Origin of the sequence: Stenotrophomonas sp. 22692 (assembly GCF_052045015.1) — a bacterium.
GTDB lineage: Bacteria > Pseudomonadota > Gammaproteobacteria > Xanthomonadales > Xanthomonadaceae > Stenotrophomonas > Stenotrophomonas geniculata.
The window spans coordinates 14,742-31,621 of the sequence record NZ_JBQEMR010000041.1 but is presented as its reverse complement, the minus strand read 5'-3'; the positions used below and the strand labels follow the sequence as shown (position 1 = coordinate 31,621).

The 16,880-nt window shown below is 67.8% G+C and carries 17 protein-coding genes; 8 read left to right on the top strand and 9 right to left on the bottom strand.

Annotation, left to right across the window (positions count from 1 at the left end; translation table 11 throughout):
- Positions 1–63: 63 nt before the first annotated feature.
- On the bottom strand, positions 64–843 hold the full coding sequence (locus ACTJJM_RS18540; protein WP_010480846.1) for a polysaccharide deacetylase family protein: 780 nt from the start codon (positions 841–843) through the stop codon (positions 64–66).
- A 59-nt stretch (positions 844–902) separates the two neighbouring features.
- Between ACTJJM_RS18540 and grxD the strand changes: the two genes are divergently transcribed.
- On the top strand, positions 903–1,829 hold the full coding sequence (gene grxD, locus ACTJJM_RS18535) for a Grx4 family monothiol glutaredoxin (RefSeq protein WP_010480849.1): 927 nt from the start codon (positions 903–905) through the stop codon (positions 1,827–1,829).
- Between the two features lie 77 nt (positions 1,830–1,906).
- Here grxD and ACTJJM_RS18530 read toward each other — a convergent pair whose 3' ends face one another.
- Both ACTJJM_RS18530 and ACTJJM_RS18525 read right to left on the bottom strand, forming a co-directional pair.
- Positions 1,907–2,446, bottom strand: a complete 540-nt coding sequence (locus ACTJJM_RS18530; protein WP_043400116.1) for a DUF924 family protein — start codon at positions 2,444–2,446, stop codon at positions 1,907–1,909.
- A gap of 43 nt (positions 2,447–2,489) precedes the next feature.
- On the bottom strand, positions 2,490–3,266 hold the full coding sequence (locus ACTJJM_RS18525) for an AMP nucleosidase (RefSeq protein ID WP_005414446.1): 777 nt from the start codon (positions 3,264–3,266) through the stop codon (positions 2,490–2,492).
- A gap of 152 nt (positions 3,267–3,418) precedes the next feature.
- Between ACTJJM_RS18525 and ACTJJM_RS18520 the strand changes: the two genes are divergently transcribed.
- The 5 genes from ACTJJM_RS18520 (at position 3,419) to ACTJJM_RS18500 (ending at position 8,217) form a co-directional block, all read left to right on the top strand.
- Positions 3,419–4,828, top strand: a complete 1,410-nt coding sequence (locus ACTJJM_RS18520; RefSeq protein WP_143994924.1) for an amidohydrolase — start codon at positions 3,419–3,421, stop codon at positions 4,826–4,828.
- Positions 4,828–6,111, top strand: a complete 1,284-nt coding sequence (locus ACTJJM_RS18515) for an amidohydrolase family protein (protein WP_019336481.1) — start codon at positions 4,828–4,830, stop codon at positions 6,109–6,111. The genes ACTJJM_RS18520 and ACTJJM_RS18515 overlap by 1 nt, the downstream gene beginning before the upstream one ends.
- 20 nt (positions 6,112–6,131) lie before the next feature.
- Positions 6,132–6,764 (top strand): DsbA family protein, encoded by a 633-nt coding sequence (locus ACTJJM_RS18510; RefSeq protein ID WP_099560025.1) that lies wholly within the window; start codon positions 6,132–6,134, stop codon positions 6,762–6,764.
- A gap of 95 nt (positions 6,765–6,859) precedes the next feature.
- Entirely contained in the window at positions 6,860–7,801 is a 942-nt protein-coding gene (locus ACTJJM_RS18505; protein WP_071305844.1) for a DegV family protein, read from the top strand.
- Positions 7,802–7,878: 77 nt separating this feature from the next.
- The gene (locus ACTJJM_RS18500; protein ID WP_053443843.1) at positions 7,879–8,217 is read left to right on the top strand and encodes a hypothetical protein; all 339 of its coding nucleotides are present in this window, start codon (positions 7,879–7,881) and stop codon (positions 8,215–8,217) included.
- A 40-nt stretch (positions 8,218–8,257) separates the two neighbouring features.
- On the opposite strand, the gene ACTJJM_RS18495 is transcribed toward ACTJJM_RS18500, so the two are convergent.
- The 4 genes from ACTJJM_RS18495 to ACTJJM_RS18480 all read right to left on the bottom strand — a co-directional run bounded on the left by ACTJJM_RS18495 (position 8,258) and on the right by ACTJJM_RS18480 (position 13,373).
- A complete protein-coding gene (locus ACTJJM_RS18495; protein ID WP_126560201.1) occupies positions 8,258–9,673 on the bottom strand; it encodes an efflux transporter outer membrane subunit in 1,416 nt (471 codons plus the stop codon).
- A complete protein-coding gene (locus ACTJJM_RS18490) occupies positions 9,670–10,752 on the bottom strand; it encodes an HlyD family secretion protein (protein WP_126560199.1) in 1,083 nt (360 codons plus the stop codon). Before ACTJJM_RS18490 ends, ACTJJM_RS18495 begins: the two co-directional genes overlap by 4 nt.
- A gap of 20 nt (positions 10,753–10,772) precedes the next feature.
- A complete protein-coding gene (locus ACTJJM_RS18485; protein ID WP_440865873.1) occupies positions 10,773–12,302 on the bottom strand; it encodes an MFS transporter in 1,530 nt (509 codons plus the stop codon).
- Between the two features lie 153 nt (positions 12,303–12,455).
- Positions 12,456–13,373, bottom strand: coding sequence for a LysR family transcriptional regulator (locus ACTJJM_RS18480; protein ID WP_010480868.1), 918 nt, complete (start codon positions 13,371–13,373; stop codon positions 12,456–12,458).
- A 141-nt stretch (positions 13,374–13,514) separates the two neighbouring features.
- Here ACTJJM_RS18480 and ACTJJM_RS18475 point away from each other — a divergent pair, with 141 nt between their 5' ends.
- Both ACTJJM_RS18475 and ACTJJM_RS18470 read left to right on the top strand, forming a co-directional pair.
- Complete coding sequence (locus tag ACTJJM_RS18475; RefSeq protein WP_010480869.1) at positions 13,515–13,961, top strand: universal stress protein; 447 nt, start codon at positions 13,515–13,517, stop codon at positions 13,959–13,961.
- A gap of 5 nt (positions 13,962–13,966) precedes the next feature.
- Positions 13,967–14,437: a hypothetical protein gene (locus ACTJJM_RS18470; RefSeq protein WP_019336474.1), complete on the top strand. Its 471-nt coding sequence runs from the start codon at positions 13,967–13,969 to the stop codon at positions 14,435–14,437.
- 54 nt (positions 14,438–14,491) lie between these two features.
- On the opposite strand, the gene ACTJJM_RS18465 is transcribed toward ACTJJM_RS18470, so the two are convergent.
- A complete protein-coding gene (locus ACTJJM_RS18465) occupies positions 14,492–15,937 on the bottom strand; it encodes a GGDEF domain-containing protein (RefSeq protein ID WP_010480871.1) in 1,446 nt (481 codons plus the stop codon).
- 112 nt (positions 15,938–16,049) lie between these two features.
- Positions 16,050–16,880: an S-formylglutathione hydrolase gene (gene fghA, locus ACTJJM_RS18460; protein WP_197578733.1), complete on the bottom strand. Its 831-nt coding sequence runs from the start codon at positions 16,878–16,880 to the stop codon at positions 16,050–16,052.

Here is a 16,880-nt window from a genome sequence, read left to right as displayed (position 1 = left end):
CCCCCCCCCCCCCCCCCCCCCCCCCCCCCCCCCCCCCCCCCCCCCCCCGCTACCGCATACGTATCAGCCGGTAGGCAGCTGCGCCTTCAAGCCGCGCTCTTCCAACGCCTGCAGCACGCGCTCGATGATCACCAGATTGTGGCCGTGGGCGGCGCCTTCGTGCAGCAGCACGATGGCTCCTGGCCGCAGGTCGGGCAGCAAACGCGCCAGCACGCCCTCCGGCGTGCAGCCGACGCCGTCGTAACCGCGTGCACTCCAGCCCACGCGCACCAGGCCGAGCGCCTTCAACACCGGCGCCACGAACGGGTTGGTCATGCCCACCACCGAGCGATACCAGCGCACCGGATGCCCGCTCAGGGCCTGCAATGCATGCTGGCAGCCTTCGATCTCGGCGCGCATCGCAGCCGGTCCCAGCCGCCAGAAGCGGGCCTGCGGGTGGCTGTGGCTGTGATTGCCGAGGTCGTGGCCACGGCGCAGGATCTCGGCCACCAGTTCCGGCTGCGCCAGCGCACGGTCCCCCACCAGGAAGAAGGTCGCACGCGCCTGGTGGCGATCCAGCAGGTCGAGCACGGCACGGGTTTCCGGCCCGGGGCCGTCATCGATCGTCAGCCAGACACTGTTGCCGGCGTCCGGCACCCGGCTCAGTACCGGCGCGTAGAAACGGCTGTTGGGCAGGAACACCGGCACCATGAACAGCGCGTGGCTGGCCACCATCAGCGGCAGCCCCCAGTGCCACCCAGCCTGTACCCAGACCAGGATCACGGCCAGCTGCGACGCCACCAGCCAGGGCAGCCAGCGCCAGGGGCGGGCCGGGATGCGATGCAATGTTCCTGCGTTGCTCATCCCCCATGATGCCATGGGGGTTAGAATTGATGATTCGAATTCCCGGAACCCCGACGTCCATGTCCCTCGATCCCGCCCTGCGTTCGCGCATCGAATCCATCCTCAACGCCAACCGCGTCGTGCTGTTCATGAAGGGCCAGCCGTCGATGCCGCAGTGTGGTTTCTCGGCCAAGGCCGTGGGCGCCCTGCAGGACCTCGGTGTCGAGTTCGCCCACGTCAACGTGCTGGCCGACCAGGAAATCCGTGAAGGCATCAAGGCCTACGGCGACTGGCCGACCATCCCGCAGCTGTACATCGACGGCGAACTGGTCGGCGGCAGCGACATCGTGCTGCAGATGGCTGCCAGCGGTGAGCTGAGCAGCGTGCTGGGGCTGGCCGCACCGGACCGCACCCCGCCGAGCATCACCGTCACCCCGGCCGCCGTGGAAATGCTCAAGGGCGCGCTGGCCGACGCTCCGGGCGCTGCCCTGCAGCTGACCATCGACGCCGGCTTCCAGCCGAACTTCCAGCTGGCCCCGCATGACGAAGGCGCGATCGCTGCCGAATCCAACGGCCTGCGCGTGCAGTTCGACCTGTCCAGCGCCCGTCGCGCCAACGGCATCACCATCGACTGGGTGGACGACATCCGCGGCAAGGGCCTGGCCATCGACAACCCGAACGCGCCGAAGCCGGTACAGGAAATCAGCGTGCGTGATGCCGATGACATGGTGCGTGCCGGCAACATCACCCTGGTGGACGTGCGCCCGGCCGACGAGCGTGAGATCGCCGCCGTGGGCGTTCCGTTCAAGACCTTCGACGGCAACGGCCGTGCCGAGCTGGAAGCCCTGCCCAAGGACACCGCACTGGCCTTCATGTGCCACCACGGTGGCCGCAGCGCGCAGGCCGCCGAGCAGTTCCGCGCCCTCGGCTTCACCAAGGTGTTCAACGTCACCGGCGGCATCAACGCCTGGTCCGAAGACGTCGACAACGGCGTGCCGAAGTACTGATCCGCACTGAAAAAGGGGACGGAGGGGATTAAGTCGTTTGTGCCATAAACGTCTTAATCCCCTCCGTCCCCTTTTTCTTAGCCGGCAAACCCGCCTTCGGCCAGGTAATCCAGTTCTTCCGGCGTGGGGATGCGGCCCAGCACGGCATTGCGATGCGGGAAGCGCCCGAAGCGGCGGATGATGTCGCGGTGCAGTTCGGCGTACTGCAGGTATTCCTTGTCACCCAGCACGTCGAACATCGCCACCGAGCGGTCCTGGTCCAGCGGATCCTCGGAGTGCTCGAACGGCAGGTAGATGAAGGCGCGCAGCTTCGGCACCAGCTGCAGGTCCAGGCCTTCCTCGATGGCGCGCATGGCGTAATGCCGGGCCAGGCCATCGGTGGCGTAGGAGTGGGCGGTACCGCGGAAGCAGTTGCGCGGGAACTGGTCCAGCAGCAGCATCAGGGCCAGCGCCCCTTCGGCACTGCCCAGCCAATGCTCACGCCCGCGCGAAGCGGCGGCGAAATGCTCATCCAGAAACAACTGGCGGAACTGCGCGTCGAACGCATCATCGCGGGCGAACCACTTTGCAGGGCCCGCCTCGTTCCAGAATTCCACCACTTGCGCGGCAACGTCCATTACCTACTCCCAGGCCCGGACGCCCCGCGCCCGGCCTTTATCATCATTCGTCGAAGCGCAGGTGGCGGACCGACTTGCCGTTGCGCCGGATAAGCTTAAGCGCCTCGATACCGATCTGGATATGGTTTTCCACGAACTGGGAGCTGACCTTGGCATCGGAGGCTTCGGTCTTGACCCCATCGGGGATCATCGGCTGGTCCGAGACCAGCAGCAGCGCGCCACTGGGGATGTGGTTGGCGAAGCCGGCGGCGAACACCGTGGCCGTTTCCATGTCGATGGCCATGCAGCGCATCGCCCGCAGCCGTTCCTTGAAGGCCTCGTCGTGTTCCCAGACCCGGCGGTTGGTGGTGTAGACCGTGCCGGTCCAGTAGTCGTGGCCGAGGTCGCGGATCATGGTCGAAACCGCACGCTGCAGCGCGAAGGCCGGCAGGGCCGGGACTTCCGGCGGCAGGTAATCGCCCGAGGTACCCTCGCCACGGATCGCAGCGATCGGCAGCACCAGGTCGCCCAGCTGGTTCTTGCGCTTGAGGCCACCGCACTTGCCCAGGAACAGCACCGCCTTGGGCATCACCGCCGACAGCAGGTCCATGATGATCGCGGCATTGGGGCTGCCCATGCCGAAGTTGATCATGGTGATGCCATCAATGGTGGCACTGGCCATCGGCCGGTCCAGGCCGATGACCGGCGCGCCCGTCAGCTCGGAGAACGTATGCAGGTAGCCCCCGAAGTTGGTCAGCAGGATGTGCTGGCCGAACTGGTCCAAGGGCACGCCGGTATACCGGGGCAGCCAGTTGTCGACGATTTCCTGCTTGCTCTTCATGGGCGGTCCGGTACGGCGGGGGACCGGGTATTTTCAGCCACCCGGCCGGTGCCGTCGAGCTACCGTCGGCAGGCCTGTGAAGAAGGTCACTTGGCAAGCCCGCCGCCTCCGGGCTAGCGTCGGCGGTTGGACCAGGCTGCAAGGGGAACTGCATGGCATCGACGTTGTTGCGCGCTGGGGTAGCCCTGGCACTGCTTTCATTGAGCACGGCTCCGGCGGTGGGCGCCTCGCGCTTCGTCGCCGATCCCTACCCCAGCACCTACCAGGCCCATCCTGATGCGCCGGTACTGATCCAGAACGCCACGGTGCTGATCGGTACCGGCCAGCGCCTGGACAACGCCGATGTGCTGCTGCGCGACGGCCGCATCGCCGCCGTCGGTCACCAACTGCAGGCCGATGCCGGTGTCACCCGCATCGATGCGCAGGGCAAGTGGGTCACCCCCGGGCTGATCGACGTGCATTCGCATCTGGGTGTATACCCCAGCCCCGGCGTCGGCGCGCACAGCGACGGCAACGAGATGACCGCACCGGTCACCGCCAACGTCTGGGCCGAACACTCGGTGTGGCCTCAGGACCCAGGCTTCGCCACGGCACTGGCCGGCGGCGTGACCAGCATGCAGGTGCTGCCCGGCTCGGCCAACCTGGTGGGTGGCCGCGGCGTGACCCTGAAGAACGTCCCGGCCATCACCTACCAGGCGATGAAGTTCCCCGGCGCTCCATGGGGCCTGAAGATGGCCTGCGGCGAGAACCCCAAGCGGGTCTATGGCGAAGGCAAGGGCGTGACCCCGGCCACGCGCATGGGCAACGTGGCCGGCTACCGTGCCGCCTTCATCGACGCCGCCGACTACATCGCCAAGAACAAACCCAAGCCGGCCAAGCGCAAGGGATGGTTCGGCAGCGACAAGGGCGACAGCGCCGGGGATGCAGGCGGCAAGCGCGATCTCAAGCTGGACACGCTGGCCGGCGCCATCGAAGGCGACATCCGCGTGCACATCCACTGCTACCGCGCCGACGAGATGGCCACCATGCTCGACCTGGCCAAGGAATTCGGCTTCAAGGTGGCCGCTTTCCACCACGGCGTGGAGGCCTACAAGCTGGCCGACCGGCTGGCCGCCGACGGCGTCTGCGGCGCACTCTGGGCCGACTGGTGGGGCTTCAAGATGGAAGCCTTCGACGGCATTCCCGAGAACATCGCGCTGGTCGACCGGCCGAAGAACAGCTGTGCCATCGTCCATTCCGATTCACCCGAAGGCATCCAGCGCCTGAACCAGGAAGCGGCCAAGGTAATGGCGTCCGCGCGCCGCGCGCGCATGCCGGAGATCACGCCCGAGCACGCCATCACCTGGATGACCGCCAACGCCGCCAAGGCGCTGGGCATCGAGGGCCAGACCGGCACCCTGGAGGCCGGCAAGATGGCCGATGTGGTGGTGTGGAACGGCAACCCCTTCAGTTCGTATGCACTGGCTGAGCAGGTCTTCATTGATGGCCGCAGGTTGTACGACCGCAGTGCACCGGCAGCGACGCCGCGTTCTGATTTCCAGCTTGGCCAGGAGGTGCGCTGATGGTGGTGCTCAAGCAGTTGACGCAGTCTGCCGCGAAGGGCAGCCGAGCATGGTTCGGCGCTACTGTCATGGTGCTGGCCTGCATCTCCGCATCCGCACAGGCACAGGACCTGCTGGTGCGCAACGCGACGGTGCATACCGCCAGCGCGCGCGGCAGCCTGCAGAACGCGGACGTGCTGGTGCAGGGCGGCATCATCCGCGCGGTGGGCAACGGCCTGTCAGCGCCTGCCGGCGCCACCGTGATCGAGGCCAATGGCCGCCCCCTGACGCCGGCGCTGTTCGGCGGTATCACCGAAACCGGCATCGAAGAGGTCTCGGGTGAATCGAGCACGGTGGACAGTTCGTTGAAGCTCGGTGAGCAACCACTGCGTCCGGAATTCGACGTCACCCTCGCCTACAACCCGGCCTCGGTGCTGATTCCGGTCACGCGCCTGGAAGGCATCGGCTTCACTGCGTTGGGCGCTGCCACCGGCGGTGGTTTCGTGGCTGGCCAGGGCGGCGTGATGCGGTTGGACGGCAGCGCCGACCCGATCGGCCCGCGCGCCCTGTTCCTGCGCATTGGCGCAGCGGCATCCGAGCTGACCGGGCATTCGCGCGCCGCGCAATGGATGCTGCTGCAGCAGATGGTCGACGAAGCACGCGGACAGGTGGCTGCGGACTCGCCGCATGCGCTGCTGACCCCGGCCGGGCGCCGCACGCTCAGCCGCTATCTGGCCGGCCAAGGCCGCATCGTGGTGGAGGTCGATCGTGCCTCGGACATCCGCCAGCTGCTGCGCTGGGCCGCGCGCGAGAAGGTGAAGATCGCCATCGCCGGTGCCAGCGAAGCGTGGCAGGTCGCGCCGGAGCTGGCCGCCGCACAGGTGCCGGTGTTCGTCGACGTGCTGGCCAACCTGCCGGCCAGCTTCGACCAGATCGGCGCCACCCTGGAAAATGCCGCACGCCTGCAACGCGCCGGCGTGCCGGTGTCGTTCGTGCAGCGCGGCGACGCCACCCACAACGCGCGCAAGATGCGCCAGCTGGCCGGCAACGCGGTGGCCAACGGTTTGCCGTGGGCCGATGGCCTGGCCGGGCTGACCCGGGTGCCGGCGCAGGCGTTCGGGGTGGCCGACCAGATCGGCAGCATCGAGCCGGGCAAGCGTGCCGACCTGGTGCTGTGGGAGGGCGACCCGCTGGATGTGGCGCACTACGCCGAACAGGTCTGGCTGGGCGGCCGTGCGATGCCGATGCGCTCGCGCCAGACCGACCTGCGCGACCGCTACCTGCAGCGCAACGCGCAGCCCTGACCGCACACGAGGACACACCGATGGCGACATTGCGCTGGTACTTCGACTTCGTTTCGCCCTACTCCTACCTGCACTGGCAGAAGCTGAAGCAGCTGCCGCAGTTCGCGCAGATCCAGACCGTGCCGATCGCCTTCGGTGCGGTGCTGCATCACCTGGGCAACCTCGGGCCGGCCGAGATTCCGGCCAAGCGCCGCTTCATCTACCGCCAGCTGCTGTGGACCGCACAGGCCGAGGGCACACCACTGCGGTTCCCGCCCGGCCATCCGTTCAACCCGCTGTCCGCCCTGCGCCTGTGCCTGGCCGCCGGCGCCAGCGTGCAGGCCGTGGACGTGCTGTTCGACTGGATCTGGCGCGACGGCAACGCGGCCGACAGCGCCGAAGCCCTGCGCGAACCCGGCGCACGGCTGGGCATCGAGGATGTCGCATCCGCCATCGCCGACCCGGCGGTGAAGGAGCAGCTGCGGCGCAACACAGAGGCCGCGATCGCGGCCGGCGTGTTCGGGGTACCCACCCTGGCCATCGGCGACGAGCTGTTCTGGGGCAACGACGCGCACCCGCTGATGGCAGCGGTGCTGGCCGATCCGGGCCTGCTGCGGCAGCCCGAATGGCAGCGCTTGGCCAACCTGCCGGTGGCGGTGCAGCGCAGTCGCTGAACAGGGCGTGGCGCGTTTCCCTCGCGCGCCGCGCTGGGATTTGAGATAGATTTCACGTTTCCGAACCTACAACCGCCCTGGAGGGGGAGCCGCGGATGCGCATCGGAATCGTCGTCGACTCGGCCTGCGACCTGCCGCCGGACTTCATCGCCACACACAACATCGTGCTGCTGCCGATCACCGTACGGATCGGCGAAGCCGTGCTGGCCGATCATCGCGATGAGCAGGCCACCCTGAGTTTCCTGCACGCGCATGTGGCCGAACATGGCGCCGAGGCGGAGACCATCCCCTTCAGCGTCAACCAGATCCGCGACCTGTTCCTGCAGCAGCTGGTGATCGATTACGACCACGTGTTCTGCATGACCATCACCAAGACCCGCAGCCCGATCCACGACAACGCACTGCAGGCCAGCTTCGCCATCCTCAACGACTACAAGCCGGTGCGTCAGGCAGCGGGCTACAACTCGCCGTTCGCGCTGCGCGTGCTCGACACCCAGAACCTGTTCGCTGCCCAGGCGGTAACGGCGGTGGAAGCGGTGCGCCTGCGCGACAGCAACGCCAGCGTGCAGCAGATCCGCGAACGATTGGAGGAACTGGCGGGCAACGTGCATGGCTACATGGTTACCCGCGACCTGTACTACATGCGCGCACGTGCGCGGCACAAGGGTGACCGCAGTGTCGGCCTGCTCAGTGCAGCGCTGGGCAGCGCACTGGACATCAAGCCGGTGCTGCATGGCTACCGCGGCGAGACCGGGCCGGTGGCCAAGATCAAGGGCTTCGACAACGCCGTGCAGAAGCTTTTCGCGGTGGTCGGCCAACGTGTGCGTGCCGGGCTGATGACACCGACGGTGTGCGTCAGCTACGGCGGTGAGCTGGACGAGCTGCGCACCCTGCCCGGCTACGCCCAGTTGAAGGAGGTCTGCGCCACCCATGGCGTGGCCGTGTACGAATCGGTGATGAGCCTGACCGGCATGGTCAATGTCGGCAAGGGCGCGGTCACCGTGGGCTTTGCCGATGGGCCACATCGGTTTGAATGAAGGCCAACCGTGGCGGGAATCTGCACATCGATTCCACCAAGACTGTGCCAGCCTTGCCGCACTTCAAGGAGAACTCCATGCCTGCGCAGTACCACATCAGCTTGCCCGATCCCTCCAAGGCCCGCGGCAACGACCCTGACCTGTCCTTCCATTCGCAGGGCGCCGCCGGCTTCGCCGAGGAACTGCAGGACGCGCTGCGCAGCGGCGCGCTGTTCGAGCGCTGGAAGGCCAAGCAACCCGACCCGGATGCGGTGGAACCGCAATGGGGCGTGACCGATCCGGATGCCACCGTAACCGGCGAACAGAAGGATCTGCGCATCAACCTGGTGGCGACCACCCGCATCGACAGCGACGTGTTCAAGCAGCGCCTGCGCCTGCTGGCCGGCCACCATTGGGAACTGCGCGACGTGCGTTGAGGCACCCGCCCGCCGGGCATGGCCCGGCGTTTCCATTTCCCTACCAGCCACCGCCCAGCGCGCGGTACAGCTCCACCCGCGCGATTGCCGCCGTAGCCTGGCTGTTGGCCAGTGCAGCCTGGTTGTCCAGTGCGATGCGCTGGGTGGTCAGCACGTCCAGCATGTCGACCACGCCGGCCTGGTACTGCCGGCGCGCCGCACCGAGCGCGGTCTCGCTTTCGTCCACCGCCACGTGCAGCTGCACGGTGCGCTGCTGTTCGGCGGCGTAGCCATCGATGGCGTCGTCCACTTCATGCCAGGCCTGCAGCACCGTGCGCTGGAACTGCAGCGACGACTGTTGCTGCTGCAGCTTGCTCAACGCGAGGTTGGCCTTGAGCCTGCCGCCCTGGAAGATCGGCAGGCTGATCGACGGCCCGATGCTGAAACGGTGTGCGTTCCAGCCATCCAGATCATCCAGCTGCTTGGCCTGGAAGCCAGCGTCGCCATTCAAGGTGATACGCGGCAGGAAACTGGCCTTGGCCACGCCGATGCCGGCCGTTGCGGCATGCAACGCCGCTTCGGCGCGACGGATGTCAGGGCGACGCTCGGCCAGTTCGCTGGGCAGCCCCACCGCCACGGCCGGCAGTGCGGGCCAGTCACGGCATGCATTCTGCAGCTGCGCATCCAGTGCCTGCGGAGGCTGCGCCAGCAGGAACGCCAGTGCATTGCGCAGCTGCGATTCACGATGCCGCAGCGGCGCGATGCGTGCCTGCAACGATGCCACCTGCGCGGACGCGCTGGACACCTGCAGCGTGCTGGCCACGCCCTGGCGTTGGCGTGCTTCGGTCAGGCGCTTGATGTCGTGGGCGATGCCGAGGTTGTCCTCGGTGATCGCCAGCAGCTGCCGCGTCGCGCGCAGCTGCAGATAATCACGCGCGGTTTCCGCCAGCAGCGCGATGCGCACTGCGTGTGCATCCTCCTCGGCCATCTGCACGCGTGCATCGGCGGCTTCCACCTGGCGGCGCACCCGTCCCCACAGATCCAGTTCCCAGCTCAGGCCGATGCCGGCCTGGAACAGCCCATAGTCATCACGACCGCCGTTGCCGGACGGATCGTTCAAGCCCACCTCGCTGTTGCGTGCGCGTGCGCCGCTGGCGGTTGCGCTGACGCTGGGCAGACGGTTGGCGGCGCTGATGCCACGCGCGGCGCGGCTCTGCTGCACGCGGTTGGCCGCCAGCTGCAGGTCCAGGTTGGCCTCCAGCACCTGGCTGGCCAGCTGTCCGAGCAGTGGGTCGTCGAAGCCGGCCCACCAGGCGGCGTCCTGATCGATCGCGTTGCCCGCGACGGCCTCGCCCTGCCAGTGACTGGGCAGTTCCGCCTGAGGACGTACGAAGTCCGGACCCATCGTGCAGGCAGCCAGGGCCGTGCACAGGCTGGCCGCAACGAAGGTGCTGCGGAACAAGGCAACTGCGCTCATGCGCCCTCCCCGGCCGCATGGCCCGGACTGTGCTTCACGCTCTGCGCGCGCGCGCGGCTGCCCAGGTCGACACTGGCTTCCACCGACATGCCGGCACGCAGCTGGTCCAGCAGCGGCTGGCCCGGCTCCAGCACGATCTTCACCGGAATACGCTGCACCACCTTGGTGAAGTTGCCGGTGGCATTCTCCGGTGCGACAGCGGCGAAGGTGACGCCGGTGGCCGGCGCGATGCTGTCGATGTGCCCGCGCAGTGGCTTGCCCGGGAACACGTCCACCTTCAGTTCGACCTGCTGGCCGGCCTGCATGCGGGTCATCTGTGTTTCCTGGAAGTTGGCGACCACGAAGGCACGCTTCAGCGGCACCACCGCGGCCACCGGTGTACCCGGGGTCAGGTAGGCACCTACGCGCACTGCTCGACGACCGACCACGCCGTCGATCGGTGCACGCAGCACGGTGTGCGACAGATCCAGTTCTGCGCGGGCCTGCGCCGCTTCCGCGCGTTGCACCGCGGCCTGCGCAGCCTGCACACCGGCGGTCAGGATGTCGGTGCGCTGGCGCGCGGTCGACAGCGCCGCCTGGCCCTGCTGCAGGTGGGCACTGGCCACGGCCTGCTTCGACTGCGCCTGCTGCGCGTTCTGCACGGTTCCGGCGCCGTCACGGGCCAGTTCGCGGTAGCGCTGCTGGTCGGCACTGGCCAGGGTCAGTTCGGAACGGCTGACATCGACACTGGCCCTGGCCTGCGCGATCAGCGAATCCTGCTGGGCCAGTGCGGCCTGTGCGTTGGCGAGCTGTGCGCGGGCATTGGCGAGGTCGGCACGGGCCGCCTGCAGGGCGACCTGGTAGTCACGGTCGTCGATGCGGGCCAGCACGTCGCCGGCCTTCACCGACTGGTTGTCCTCCACCTCCACGGCACTGACGAAGCCGGGAATTTTCGGAGCCACCAGGGTGTAGTCGGCCACCACGTACGCATTGTTGGTGCTCTGGTGGCCAGAGTCGCGCAGCAGCAGCCAGGCGCCGATGGCCAGGGCCAGTACGCCCAGGCCCAGGCCGGTGTGGAGAGTGGTTCGATTGATCGTCATGAGGGGTTCCTGCGAAAGGTTCAGGCCACGGCACGTGGCGGGTGGATGCGGGTGGGCATCCAGGCAATGAGGGGAATGAAGGCCAGCGCCACCAGTGCGACCACCCAGTACAGGTCGGCCGAGGTCAGCGCCTGCACCTGTGCATGCAGGCGCGCGCCGAGCTGCGGGCCATCGGCCAGCCACGGTTGCTCGCCCAGGCGGTCGACCAGCACGGTGGAATGGAAATGACGGCGGCCCTGGGCGACGGCATCCAGTACGCCGCTGGCGAGCACCGCAGCGAAACCCTTGACCGTGTTGAACCACGCCGAGGCAAATGGGCCGTCCTGCGGCGCCAGGCCGCCGGTGGCCAGCATCAGCAGCGGCAGCACCGCCATCGGTTGTGCGAACACCTGCAGCAGCTGCGCCCACAGGAAGTTGTCGCGGATCCAGGCCACGTCCAGGTGCGAGCCCAGCCAGCAGGCCAGGGCCAGTATCGCCAGGCCGGTGGCCTGCACCCAGCGGCAATCCACCGCGCGGATGTTCAGCAGCGCCGCCACCAGCGGCAGCGCGATCACCTGCGGCAACGCCACCCACAGCAGCATCGGTGCGGTCTGCAACGGCCGGTAGCCCTGCACGCTGGCCAGGAAACCGGACGGGATGGAGATCACCGCCAGCAGCACGAACAGCACGCCGCCCAGCGTCACCAGCGAGTAGCTGAGATTGCGGTTGGCCAGCAGTTGCAGCTTGAAGAACGGCAAGGGGTGGAACCATTCATTGATCATGAACAGCACCATCAGGCCGGCGCCCCCCCCGATCATCAGCGTGATCATCGACGAGTCGAACCAGTTCAGGCGCGGGCCCTGCACCAGGCCCAGTACCAGCAGCACCAGCGCTGGCAGGCCGAGCAGCAGGCCGACCGTATCGAACTGGGCGAAGCGTTCCAGCCTCAGCGGGTCCTGTGGCAGGCCCCAGCCGACCATCGCCATGGCGGCCAGGCAGTACGGCACGATCTGCCAGAACGCCCAGTGCCAGCCCACCTGCTCGACCCAGAACGCGGCCAGCGGCGTGCCCATGCTCGGGCCGAACGTCGCCGTCAGAGCGTAGCCGGCCAGGCCGTACAGCTTGATGCCCGGCGGCAGGAAGCGCAGCGCCACGCTCATCAGCAACGGCGGCAGTGCACCACCGCACAGGCCTTGCAATGCACGCAGCAGCAGGAACACCTGCAGGTTCGGGGCGAGCGGGCACAGCACGCCCAGCACCATGAAGCCACCGATCATCGCCAGCGCGAAACGACGCAGCGAGAAGGTGGCGGCACACCACGGCGCAAAGGCCATCGCGCTGACCGACATCGCGCTGTAGAGGGCGATGATCCAGCTGCCGTCATCGACGCTGAAACCCATCGCGCCACGGATGTCGGCCAATGCGACCTTGGTGATGTTCTCGTTGAAGCCCGACACCAGCACCGCCAGCAGCACGCCACACAGGCCGACCAGAATGCGGCGATCGAGCCCGGGGGCGGCGGCAGGACGGGGCGCTGCGGCGGCCGGGACAGCGGCGGCCGGCGTACTCATCGCCGGGCACCTATCCGTGCAGTACACGGCATGTTGGGGGTCATTGGAATGCGCTCAGTGAAACTCAGGGGAGCGCAGTCTAGGGAGCCGGTACCCTGTGAAAAATGGCGTCGCCGGCATCCCAGGCGTGCGCCGGGCGCACGCCTGCAGATGTCAGCGCGAGGCCTCCCCTGCGCTTTCGCACATGGTCTTGATCGAGCGCCGCAGCCACTGGTGCGCGGCGTCGTTGTCCAGGCGCGGATGCCAGGCCTGCACGATGGCCGCGGTCCGCACCGGAATCGGCAGCGGGAACAGGCGCAACGGCAGGCGCATGTTGACGATCCGCTCCAGCATCACGCTTGGCATCTGCGGCAGGATCAGGTCCGATTCGGCCGCCGCGAAGATCGCACCGTGGAAGGTCGGGCTGATCAGCGCCACGCGACGCTGCAGGCCGAGCGTGGCCAGGTCATCATCGATCGGCCCACGTGGCAGGCCACGGCGCGACACCGCGATGTGGTCGCACGCGGCAAAGCGCTCGGCACTGATCTCCTCGTCGAACAGTGGATGGTCTTCGCGCGCTGCGCCCATGAACGAGGTACTGAACAGGTTCTGCACCTTGGTATCGGGCGCATGCTTGCCGGCCGTGCTGATGTACAGGTCGATCCGGCCCTGTGCCATCGCATCGTCGTCGGTATCGCCCTCGGGCACGAAGCGCAGCACTGCGCGCGGCGCCTGCTGGCGGAACAGCTCGCGCAGGCGTCCGCCGAAACCACCGACGAACACATCATTGGCACGCACGCTGAAGGTTCGCTCGAGCACGCGCATGTCTACTTCGCGACCGGCGTTGAAGACGCGGTGGGCCTGCTCGATCACATCGCGGACCTGCTCGCGCAGCTGCAGGGCGCGGGGTGTGGGCGCCAGACCGCGGCCTGCACGCACCAGCACGGGGTCGCCCAGCGCAGTGCGGATCCGGCCCAGGGTGCGGCTCATTGCCGGCGCGCTCAGGTTCATCCGGCGCGCGGCGGCGGCCACGCTGCACTCGTCAATCAGCACGTCCAGTGCCAGCAACAGGTTCAGGTCCGGCAGGGGCATGACAGTCTCCGGTAAATCAGATGACTCTACGGCACTTGCAACCACCATGGATTGCGTTCTACGCATTCATTGACTGCCGCGCACGGCATGGGTGCACGCGATGACATCGGCGACCATCCCCGGCCTGCCAAGGAGACATCCATGTTCAATACCCTGCTGGTCGCCCTGGACGGTGGCCCCCAGCACGCGCGCGTGCTGGACCTGGCCGCGGCCATTGCCGGCCCCCGCAGCCGCCTGCACCTGCTGTGCGTGCTCGACCCCGAATTCGCGCTGGCGGCCAATGCCAGCGAAGCCGACCGTATCGAGTACCCGGAAGCCGCCCGCCAGCGCTCCCGCGCCGAGGCGGTGCTGGCCGAAGCCCTGGCCGAGCTGCGCGAGCGCGGCGTCGATGCCATCGCGCAGATCCCCTCCGGCGACCCCGGCGAAGTCATCAGCGACCAGGCCAGGCGCCTGAAGTGCGATCTGATCGTGATCGGCCACCGCCACCTGTCCCGGCTGGAGCGCCTGTTCGAACCCTCGATCGGGCAATGGACCATCGATCACGCCCCCTGCCCCGTGCTGGTGGAAACCCGCGACCCACAACCCTAGCTGCCATGGCCTCCCGTTCCCCCTTGTTTCCCACCCGGGTCAGCTACCGTGCCTTCGGCCGCCAGTTCGGCCGTGGCGAGCAGGCGCTGCTGGCGGCGATACGCCAGCTGCGTGACCCCGATCTCGTAGCCGATGGACTCGCACAGCTGAGCGGCCTCGGCCTTGATCCTGAAGGCTGCGACGCGTTCATCAACCTGCTGCCGCTGCTGGCCGCGCCGACGGCACCGATCGACCTGTTGCCCGCCGGCTCTCCGTTCATTGCCGCCAGCGAACTGGACCTGCTGGTCTGCCTGCTGCGCATCGCACAATGGCGGCATGCGCGCCCACGCGAAGACGACACGCTGGCACCGTTGCGCCAGCAGCTGGCGCGCTGTGCGATCGCCGTGCAGGCGGCAAAACTGCCGTTGCGACAGCGCTCGTTGTCACCGGTCGGGCTGAGGCTGCTCGATCCCACCGGCTGGCTGCGGCAGCGATGACCCGGCCGCGCCGACCGTGCGCAATCGCGCACAGGGAGCGGCTACCTGGCGCGCTCAGCAATCCATCCTGCCGTGCGCACTGCCTTCGTCGTCGAGCACGTGCGCATGCAGGATCACCTGGTTGCGACCGGCGCGCTTGGCGGCATACAGGCCGGCATCGGCGTCCGCCAGCAACTGATCGGCACTGGCCAGGGCCGGCGGATGCAGGTAGCCCACGCCGATGCTGATACTGACCGACCCTTCCGGCAGTGGCAGCGCTGCCACCGCCTCGCGCAGGCGCTCGGCCAGCGCCAGCACGCCCGAGAGCGGGCTTCCCGGCACGATCACGGCGAATTCCTCGCCGCCATAGCGTGCAACGCTGTCACCACCGCGACCGGCTATGGCCTTCAGCACCCCGGCCACCGCCTGCAGGCAACGATCACCAGCCGGATGGCCGTGCTGGTCGTTGAAGGCCTTGAAGTGGTCGATATCCACCAGCAGCAGGCCCAGCTCGGTGCCGCTGCGCCGTGCGCGATTCCACTCGGACATCAGCCGTGCGTCGAATTCGCGACGGTTGGCCACGCCGGTCAGGCCATCCTGCCGCGCAAGTTGATCCAGTGCTGCCTGGCGTTCCAGAAGATCCGCCTGGAGCAACACGCTGCGCAGGCCGAAACCAAGGGTAGCTACGACGAAGCCCGCGACCGCCAACGGCCGCGCATGATCGACCACCAACGTGCCGACCACCAGCAGCAGCAATGGCAGGATGATCGGGCCGGCGGCCTGCACCGTCCGCGCCAGCCTCGGGTGTGCCGTGGTGCCTGTGTCCGGCGCCGTGTCCAGCGCCAGGCAGGCGATCAGCAGAAAAGGTACGTCGATCAGCAGATCGTTGAACGCACCGAATGCATCATCGGATGTGTAATGGTTGATGTAGTAGGCCACCAGCAGATAGGCCAGAGCGTACAGCGCCAGTGCGCGGAAGAATCTACGCCGTTCGGGCACGTCGCCGGCCAGCCATCGCACCACGGCGAACCCGGCGATACACAGATTCTGGATGTCGAACATGCGCTGCATGTTGGACATCGCATGGGCGTCGACCTCGACACGGGCGGCAAACGATGCGGTGTGCACGAAGAACAGCACCCCCAGCAACGCCGCCATCGCCGCGTCGATCAGGCTGATGCTCAAGCGCTCGCGGCGTGCCCGGGCCAGGATGAACACCAGCGGCACGCCATACAGCACGTACAACAACAGGCTGACGCGCGGGGTGAAGTCAGCCCGGCCGGCGCCCAGCGCATCCACCATGTTGAACGTCATGCCGCCGGCCCACAGCAGCAGTGCCATCGCGGTAGCACGCCAGCCCAGAGCGGCGCGGTCACGTTGCGCCCGCACCAGGCACGCGGCAGCGGCCAGCAGCGGCGCACCGGTCAGGAATACGAAAGATCCTACGCCCGCCGGGCTCGGCCAGAACGCCACGACCAGCCCATGGCAAAGCACGTACAGCATCGCCAGCACTACCGGCATGCATCCCCCCCGATCCGCAAGGCCGTATGGCCGCACCATAGCGCGCCTGTACGCCACAGCGGCGTGATCCACTGCGGCAAAACGACACTCCGCGTGCACCACCGGAACGCCCTCAGCCGTGCAGGGCGCGGGCGTGGTGGGCGATGTGCTCGCCGATGAAACTGGCGATGAAGTAGTAGCTGTGGTCGTAGCCCGGCTGCAGGCGCAGGGTCAGCGGATGGCCGGCGGCATCGCAGGCCTGCTGCAGGCGCTGCGGCTGCAGCTGGGTCTGCAGGAATTCGTCCGCCTCGCCCTGGTCGACCAGCAACGGCAGGCGCTCACGGGCCACGGCGACCAGCTCGCTGGCATCCCATTGCGCCCAGTCCGCCGGGTTGTCGCCCAGGTAGGCGTGGAAGGCCTTCTGCCCCCACGGCACGTGGCTGGGTGCAACGATCGGCGAGAACGCCGACACGCTGCGGTAGCGCCCCGGGTTGCGCAGCGCGATCACCAGCGCACCGTGACCGCCCATCGAGTGGCCGCTGATGCCACGCGCATCGGTGACCGGGAAATTCGCCTCGATCAGTGCCGGCAGTTCCTGTGTCACGTAGTCGTGCATGCGGTAGTGCTTCGCCCACGGCGCACGGGTGGCATTGAGGTAGAACCCCGCCCCCTTGCCCAGGTCATAGCCCTCGGCATCGGCCACGTCATCGCCGCGCGGGCTGGTATCAGGCGCAACGATGATCACACCGTGCTCGGCCGCATAGCGCTGCGCGCCGGCCTTGGTGATGACGTTCTGCTCGGTGCAGGTCAGGCCGCTCAACCAGTACAGCACCGGCAGCGCCTGCGCTTCCGCCTGCGGCGGCAGGTACACGGCGAACTGCATGTCGCAGCCCAACGTGGCCGAGTGGTGGCGGTAGACGTCCTGCCAGCCGCCGAAACAGGCGCGGTGTTCAATGCGTTCCAT